This window comes from Bacteroidota bacterium (assembly GCA_021300195.1).
Lineage (GTDB): Bacteria > Bacteroidota > Bacteroidia > J057 > JAJTIE01 > JAJTIE01.
In genome coordinates this window covers 1-7,068 of sequence record JAJTIE010000062.1, presented here as the reverse complement: position 1 = coordinate 7,068, position 7,068 = coordinate 1, and the positions used below count along the sequence as shown (strand labels likewise).

Here is a 7,068-nt window from a genome sequence, read left to right as displayed (position 1 = left end):
CTCGTATGCCGTTTGACGATAGCCGCGTGGCCACCATCCAGCAGATACTACAGCACCACTGGCTCACGAGCCAGCAGGTACAGGGTATGCTCGGCACCCTCACCTTTGAGCGTAGCCGGCTGGAGCCCGCCAAACAGGCCTACGGGCGTGTAGTAGACCCCGAACGCTACTACGTGGTTTACCAGCTATTTAACTCGCCTAGCTACGCGCAAGAGCTACGTGCGCATATACAGGCATATCCGCACCCATAGGAGGGGGGATAGCGGAACAACCCAGGTGCTTCGCCCGACACGGCAGCCCCTCGAACTTGCAAACCATGGGCACCACCCCAGACGAAACGTAGGCTCTCTTCCCTTCAAACAAAACCCCCTGCCGGGCCATCTGCCTGCTCAGCAAATGACAGGCGGCCCAAAGCGCAGCACGCACTTATTTATCTCCCGCATACCGGCTTAGCCCGGCAGATAGCCCTGTACCCCTCCTTAGAGGAACAAAAAACCCTGCTCCGTACCGGGAGAAAACGGATGGACGGTCCAGGATGAAGGCCGTGCTGCGACATGGCACAGCCCCGGCAGATGCTAGAAGTTTTTGTTAAAGCCAAACAGATAAACCACGCCCTGGCTACTTCGGGTTTCCTCCTTTACGGATATTTCTGACAGGAAAACCAGGTTGAAGCCCGCGCCTATGGACCTGCCGATAATGGGCGACAGGATGAAGTCTACCTTGTCATTCTCCAGGTCGAATACGGGACGGGGTTCGAACACGAAGAAGTAGCCTGCACGCGTAAACTTGGCCAGGAAGGTCCGGACAGTAATAACATGCAGGTCGGGCAGGAATGCAGCCCTTGCCAGCGCAAACGTGTACTGGGGCTGGGTGGCGAAGATCAGGGTAGGACTGATGGTATAGGCATAGGTAAGCGAGGGTGTGATAGACAGATACTGCGTGCCAAAACCGGCCTTGGCAATAGGCATGTTCAGCTCGCCGGCGGCAGCCAGGGCGTGGCGGCCCTTTACGAAGAAGGCGTTCAGGACAGAAAACCTGGGGTCGCCAAAGCTGCTGGTAAAGGTAGCCGTCTCGCTCTGGGGCAGAACAGACACCACTTCATTCCTTACCTGAAAACTCCACCGCCCCACGCCCAGATTGACAGTCAGCCTGTTCTTTACCGATCCGGAATTGCCTGCTGCATCGTTAAACAGGAAGGAGTAGCCAACACGGGTTTGGATACGTGTGGGGTCTACACCGGACTGGGCCCGTAATTTCTCCAGGGCAAGTGAGTCCTGATTCTGTGCCTGAGCCCAGGATTGCAGGCCAAATAGTGCCATGAGCGTAAGCGTAAACAGGTGTTTCATAGTTAAAAGAATGGGACAAAGATTTGGGGGTTACTGGCTTTTTTCGCGAGGGCATGCCATCCGGCTAAAACTGGAACCGGGCAGGAAGGGACATAAGCTGCCACCGGGCGGACGCGAGGTGAGATTATGCCCGAAAGTTAGAAGAGAAAGAGGAATTGGCCTGCAAAAAAAGGGGGGGGGGGACAAAAGCCCTAATACCCTGTATGCAAGTAGTTTAATTGGAAAGTGGACTAATTGGAAACTTAACTACTCCACCTCTCCATACTGCCACAGTCCAGTGGACAGCCTGCCTAGTGATAGGTGCCAAACAGCTCAGTTGCCAGCTGCAGGGCCTGGCCAAGCGGGCGTTTTTTCAGGCCCGTCAGGCGCTCGCCCCTACCCTCCAGGTAGTTTATTATCTGCTCGGTGGCAATGTTTCCGGTCAGCGTATCCTCGGCAAAGGGGCAGCCACCGTATCCCTTCAGGGCGCCATCGAAACGGCGGCAGCCTGCCTGGTAGGCTGCATCTATCTTGAGCTCCCAGTCCTCTGGCGTGGCGTGGAAGTGGGCACCAAACTCAATCCAGTCGAACTCCGGTATCAGGGTGCTATACAAGCCCGACACCTGGTGGGGAAATGCCGTGCCCACGGTATCGGCTAGCGAGATGATCTCCACGCCCTCCTGTGCTACTTTTTGCACATACTCGGCCACCAGCTCGGGGCTCCAGGCATCGCCATAGGGGTTGCCAAAGCCCATGCTGAGGTACACCACCAGCTGCTGGTCATTCTTTTCGCACAGGGCCTGTATGCGCCGCATGGTGTCTAGCCCCTGGGCTACAGACATGCGGGTGTTTCGCTGCTGAAAGGTCTCGCTAATGGAGAGCGGGTAGCCCAGGTAGGTAACCTCGGCAAACTCGCCCACCGTCTGTGCACCCTTCTCATTCACCACAATAGCCAGCAGCTTGCTGCTGCCTGCGCCCAGGTCCAGGTTATCCAGCACCTCCAGGGTGTCGGCCATTTGCGGCACCGCCTTGGGCGAAACAAAGCTGCCAAAGTCTATCACGTCAAAGCCCACCCCCATCAGGGCATTCAGGTAGTCTATCTTTGCCTGGGTGGGTATCTGGGCTGCTATGCCCTGCATGGCATCGCGCGGGCACTCTATGATCTTGGGTTTCATCCGCTAAAACTACGAAAAAAGCGCCCGTCCTGGCCCGATGCCTGGATCCCTATAGCCCATCCACGCGCATATCAGCAGGATGGCGCACATCGAAGCGGTGCTTCAGCTGCAGGCTGCCGCCGGGCTGCAGGCTGCGTGCCCACACCAGCTTACCGGTCTGTGGGTCGTACTGGTCTGCATCGTGCTCGGTCAGCTCCACCTCTATCTTGTTGTTTGTCGATACCGGATGCGGCTCCGTAATAACCAGCGAGATGGGCAGTGTCTTGTTGTTCCGTACACTGATCCGGTAGCTGCGGCCCACAGTCTTCTGGGTGCCCAGGCTGTTTCGGCGGGTGTAGTTCTCCAGCGTTTGGTAGTCTATCTGCACCTGCTCATCCGGCCCCAGGCCCAGCTTCAGGGTATCCTGGGTGGTGCGTGGGTTCAGGTAGGTTTCGCTTACATACTGCTGTGCCAGGTATACCGTGGCGGGCCCGGGCAGTAGCTCCACCCCCTGCCAGTTGGCCAGCTCAGCCTCCAGGTAGGCGGTGGGGTCCTGCCGGGGTAGCGCGTAGTAGCGATACGTAGCTGGCAGCGCATGGGTCTTTACCTGCACCTTATGGGCCTGTCCATCGCTGGGTATATCATACTTCAGGGCAATCCGGTACTCCACACTCAGGTCCGTTTGCATCGTTTGTGTAAAAGCATCGGCGGTGGCTAGCTGCGCCACTGCCTCCCCACTTGCAATACCGGGGTTCTCCCCGTCGAAATCATATTCCTCCCTGCTTTCCTCCGTCTGCGCTGGTGCCGCCATCTCCGCCTTGCACATGCGGGCGGCTGGTGCCGGAGGCTGTGGGTAGTAGATGCTAACAACCCAAGGCTGGAGCTTGGGGGCCGTGGCACTGCTGGAGGGCTGGGCAGTACTAAGCTCAAGGGGCACCTGCACCCAGTCTATGCCCGTGTGGTTCCGCACATCGGCATACAGGGTGAGCGAAACCGGATCGGATATGCCGGGTGTACGCAGGTCGTAGCGGGCAGCCCAGCCCGCATGGGTTACCAGGTACTCCATCTCCAGGTTCAGCTGGCCTGCCGTGGGTTGGTACAGGCGGATTTCTATTTCCTTTCGTGCCTGCTGGCGCTGGTGCGCGTACTCCTCCAGCTGGCGCTTCAGGCGAGCCTGGGTTTCGGCCAGTTCGGTGCGCTGCTGCCCAAGCAGGCTTTCCTCCTCGGCCAGCTCGAAGAGGCGGGTACGATACAGCTGGGCCATGGCCTGCAGCTGGCTGAGCAGCAGGCCATTTTCGCGCTCCATCTTTTCGTTGGCGTGCAGGGTCTTCACCTCCTGCTGGCGTAGCAGTATCTCGTCTTGTAGCTGGCGCAGCCGCTCCTCCACCAGCCGCAGGCTGTCCTCCAGCTGGAGCAGGGCCTTGGGCTTGGGCTGCTGATACAGGAAATCTCGGCGAAAGCTAACCAGCTCAATCCGGGCCTGGCCGGCACCCAGCTGTAGGCTTTCCTCCACCAGGTGGTCGCTTAGGCCGGTGATCTTCAGGCTGTGCGGGCCCTCGGGCAGCCAGATGCTGCCACTGTGCCGGATGGATGCACGGTCCAGATATACCTTTACGCCTGTAATGGGGGCAGAGACCGATTGGGCACACAGCCAGCCACCCATGCCCAAGAGGCCAAGTAGGGTAAGAATGGTCTTCTTCATAGTTATAGTCCTTGCAGGTTCAGGTTCTTTTTGTGCTTCACTTCAAAGCTGAACGTGAGCTCGCGCTTTTCGCCAGCAGCAAGGTTCAGATACCAGCTTAGGCGGCCGTCTTGCACCTGGTGGGTGGCCCCCTCTGCCTTCAGGAGGCTTACTTCTACCTCGTCGGTGTGCGAGAGGGGCAGCTGGTCCTCTATCAGGATGCGAACCGCCTGCGCGCGGGTGTTCCGCACGGTAATGGTATACTGCTTCTGGATGCGGGTGTAGGCACCAATGGTTTTTCGGGTAGTAAAGTCTGGGTCCTCTCTACGCTCTATCAGCACGCGCGGGTCTCGCCCCAGGTCCAGGCGCAGGGTGTCTTCTGTCTGGCCGGGGTCTATGTAGGACTCTGCTACAAAGGCCTGATCCATGTACACATTGGCCGCGCCAGCCAGTAGCTCATACTGCTCCCAGCCGGTTACGGCTGCCTGCAGGAAAACCGACTGTTCCAGCTTTGGCGCTGCGTAGTGCACCAGGGTTGCGGGCAGTGCCTGGCTCTCCAGGGCTAGCGTACGCGGCTGCCCATCGGCAGGCACATCCTGCTTAGCCTTCAGCACATAGGTCTTGCTCAGCTGATTCTGCCGGGTTTCAAGGCCCGTGGGGTCCGCGTAGGCCATAGTTGCAGCCTGGTCAGCGGCGGCCTGCTTCCGCGCACCATGTAGGGGCTCATATACCGGTTGGGCCGCGCGCAGGTACCAGCTGGCAAAGGTAGGGGCCTGGGTGCCCAGGCCGGGCCGGGCTGTGTTCAGCTCCAGCTGTACACCCTTCCAGTCCTCCTCGGTCTGGTTCCACACATCGGCCTTCATCTCCAGTAGCACGCCGCTTTGGCCAGACTGGGCCCTCAGGTCGTAGCGGGGCTTCCAGCCCGCCTGATCCACCAGATAGCTGAGCTGAAAGCGGAAGGTTCCACCCTGGCTCACCTGAAAATCTACCCACACGGTGTAGGTAGACCTGCGCTGGGCCTCCAGGTCGGCACCTAACTGCCGCTCCAGCCGCGTGGCGGTTTCCCGATAGGTCTGCTCCTCGCGACCTATGTTCCTGAGCTGCTCCAGTATCTGGGCCGTACGGATGCGCTGCCAGGCTAGCAGCTGCTGTAGGGCTGGCACATCCAGTCCCAGCTCTCCGTTCAGGTTGTTGTTCTGGTCTATCAGCCGCTGCTCGGCCTGCAGGCTAGTCTTTCGGTTAGCCAGGCTACCCAGCTGCCGCCTTAGCCACTTCAGGCTATCAGCCAGCAGCTGCATACGGGCAGTAGGCGGGTGCAGGTAGTCTTGGGCAGTAGTAAGCCCCAGCAGGATACCCGTACCGCTTCCCTCGCCCCTGGCGCGCACACTCTGGGGCATCAGGCGGGCGCTCAGCTGGTCAAAACCCAGGCGATAGGTACCGGGTGCCAGCCGAAGCTCGGCCACGCGCCATACCTCGGCCTGATTGGCATAAACCGTAACCTGCTGTATGCGGGAACTCAAGAGCTGGTCTGAAGGCCCGGTAGCCAGTGCCAGCGGGGGCAGCAGCAGCCCACAAAGCTGGAAAAGCAGAAGACAACGCATGATCATATAGTCCGATTTACCCACAAGTACTAAGCTGGTTCAATATGCGCAAAAAAAATCAGGAATCTACCCGCTGCACCTTGCACCGCAGCAGCCTGTAGTGCTGTCCATCGCCCGGGCAGGTGGCCAGGCCGGCTTCGTCAAAGTGCAGGCGGTGCCCATGGGCACTCATCCAGCCGATCTGTCGGCCAGGGTTGCCCACAATGAGGGCATAGTCTGGCACGGAACGGGTAACCACCGCACCGGCCCCTATAAATGCGTATTGGCCTATGGTAAGCCCGCAAACCAGGGTGGCGTTTGCCCCGATGGTGGCACCCCGCCCAACCAGGGTCTTCAGGTACTCGGTGCGCCGCACCACAGCAGCACGCGGATTCTTAATGTTAGTGAACACCACACTGGGCCCCAGGAACACCTCATCCTCAATCTCTACCCCCTCGTAGAGCGACACGTTGTTCTGCACCTTTACCCCCCTGCCCAGGCGCACCCGGTCGGCTACAAATACGTTCTGCCCCAGGCTACAGTCTGGGCCTATGCAGGCGCCCGGCATAATGTGGCAGAAGTGCCATATACGCGTACCCTCGCCTATCTGGGCACCGGCATCCACCATGGCTGTGGGGTGTATCATGACAGACGTTCGATCAGGGCTGTGGTGCTTCGTCCTGGCAGCAGGGGCATGCGCTCCACCCGGCCTCCCCAACCCATTACCTCTTTCGCACCCACTATGTTTTCTATCTCATAATCAGCCCCTTTTGCCAGAATATCAGGGCGTATCAGCTTAATAAGGCTCAAGGGGGTATCCTCGCCAAAGGGTACCACCGCAGCCACAAAGCCCAGCCCCGCCAGTACCAGCGCCCGGTCCTTCAGCGTGTTTATCGGGCGCTTGGGCCCCTTCAGGCGCTGTACCGAGGCATCATCATTCAGGCCAACGATGAGATACTGACCCAGATTGGCGGCCTGCTGCAGGTACTGCACGTGGCCTGCATGCAGTAGGTCGAAGCAGCCATTGGTGAACACCACCGGCCGAGACAAGAGCCGCCAGGCGGCTGCCCAGCGGGCCGCCTGCTCCGCCGAGATAATTTTTTGTGCAACGTCAAACATAGGCTAAAATAAGGAAGCGCAGCCATATGGCCGCGCTTCATAGGAAATGCTCACAAAAAAGAACAGTAAGCCTTTATTGCTTGATCAATTTCTCTACCTGGAAGCGGTCTCCGGCAGAGAGGTAGACCAGGTATACGCCTGCGGGCAGGCTGCTGATGTCGATGCTGCGGCTGGCAACGCCCCGATCGAACAACTGGCGGCCCAGGCTG

Annotated in this window: 7 protein-coding genes; 1 reads left to right on the top strand and 6 read right to left on the bottom strand. The window is 59.2% G+C overall.

Annotated features, from left to right (window positions below):
• On the top strand, positions 1 to 251 hold a 251-nt coding region (locus tag LW884_11280; protein ID MCE3008911.1), incomplete at its 5' end, for a DUF4476 domain-containing protein.
• Positions 252 to 575: 324 nt separating this feature from the next.
• On the opposite strand, the gene LW884_11275 is transcribed toward LW884_11280, so the two are convergent.
• The 6 genes from LW884_11275 to rfaE2 form a co-directional block, all read right to left on the bottom strand.
• On the bottom strand, positions 576 to 1,346 hold the full coding sequence (locus tag LW884_11275) for a hypothetical protein (protein ID MCE3008910.1): 771 nt from the start codon (positions 1,344 to 1,346) through the stop codon (positions 576 to 578).
• A gap of 290 nt (positions 1,347 to 1,636) precedes the next feature.
• Complete coding sequence (locus LW884_11270; protein MCE3008909.1) at positions 1,637 to 2,500, bottom strand: hydroxymethylglutaryl-CoA lyase; 864 nt, start codon at positions 2,498 to 2,500, stop codon at positions 1,637 to 1,639.
• A 49-nt stretch (positions 2,501 to 2,549) separates the two neighbouring features.
• Positions 2,550 to 4,181 carry a mucoidy inhibitor MuiA family protein gene (locus LW884_11265; protein MCE3008908.1) on the bottom strand — a complete coding sequence of 544 codons (1,632 nt, stop codon included), beginning with the start codon at positions 4,179 to 4,181 and terminating at the stop codon, positions 2,550 to 2,552.
• A gap of 2 nt (positions 4,182 to 4,183) precedes the next feature.
• Complete coding sequence (locus LW884_11260) at positions 4,184 to 5,761, bottom strand: DUF4139 domain-containing protein (protein MCE3008907.1); 1,578 nt, start codon at positions 5,759 to 5,761, stop codon at positions 4,184 to 4,186.
• Between the two features lie 58 nt (positions 5,762 to 5,819).
• Positions 5,820 to 6,386 (bottom strand): N-acetyltransferase, encoded by a 567-nt coding sequence (locus tag LW884_11255; protein ID MCE3008906.1) that lies wholly within the window; start codon positions 6,384 to 6,386, stop codon positions 5,820 to 5,822.
• Complete coding sequence (gene rfaE2, locus LW884_11250; protein ID MCE3008905.1) at positions 6,383 to 6,859, bottom strand: D-glycero-beta-D-manno-heptose 1-phosphate adenylyltransferase; 477 nt, start codon at positions 6,857 to 6,859, stop codon at positions 6,383 to 6,385. Before rfaE2 ends, LW884_11255 begins: the two co-directional genes overlap by 4 nt.
• Between the last annotated feature and the right edge of the window lie 209 nt (positions 6,860 to 7,068).

Excerpts from the sequence above, each read along its gene's own strand:
- LW884_11275 (MCE3008910.1), bottom strand. The coding sequence starts at position 1,346 with ATGAAACACCTGTTTACGCTTACGCTCATGGCACTATTTGGCCTGCAA.
- LW884_11270 (MCE3008909.1), bottom strand. The coding sequence starts at position 2,500 with ATGAAACCCAAGATCATAGAGTGCCCGCGCGATGCCATGCAGGGCATA.
- LW884_11265 (MCE3008908.1), bottom strand. The coding sequence starts at position 4,181 with ATGAAGAAGACCATTCTTACCCTACTTGGCCTCTTGGGCATGGGTGGC.
- LW884_11260 (MCE3008907.1), bottom strand. The coding sequence starts at position 5,761 with ATGCGTTGTCTTCTGCTTTTCCAGCTTTGTGGGCTGCTGCTGCCCCCG.
- LW884_11255 (MCE3008906.1), bottom strand. The coding sequence starts at position 6,386 with ATGATACACCCCACAGCCATGGTGGATGCCGGTGCCCAGATAGGCGAG.
- rfaE2 (MCE3008905.1), bottom strand. The coding sequence starts at position 6,859 with ATGTTTGACGTTGCACAAAAAATTATCTCGGCGGAGCAGGCGGCCCGC.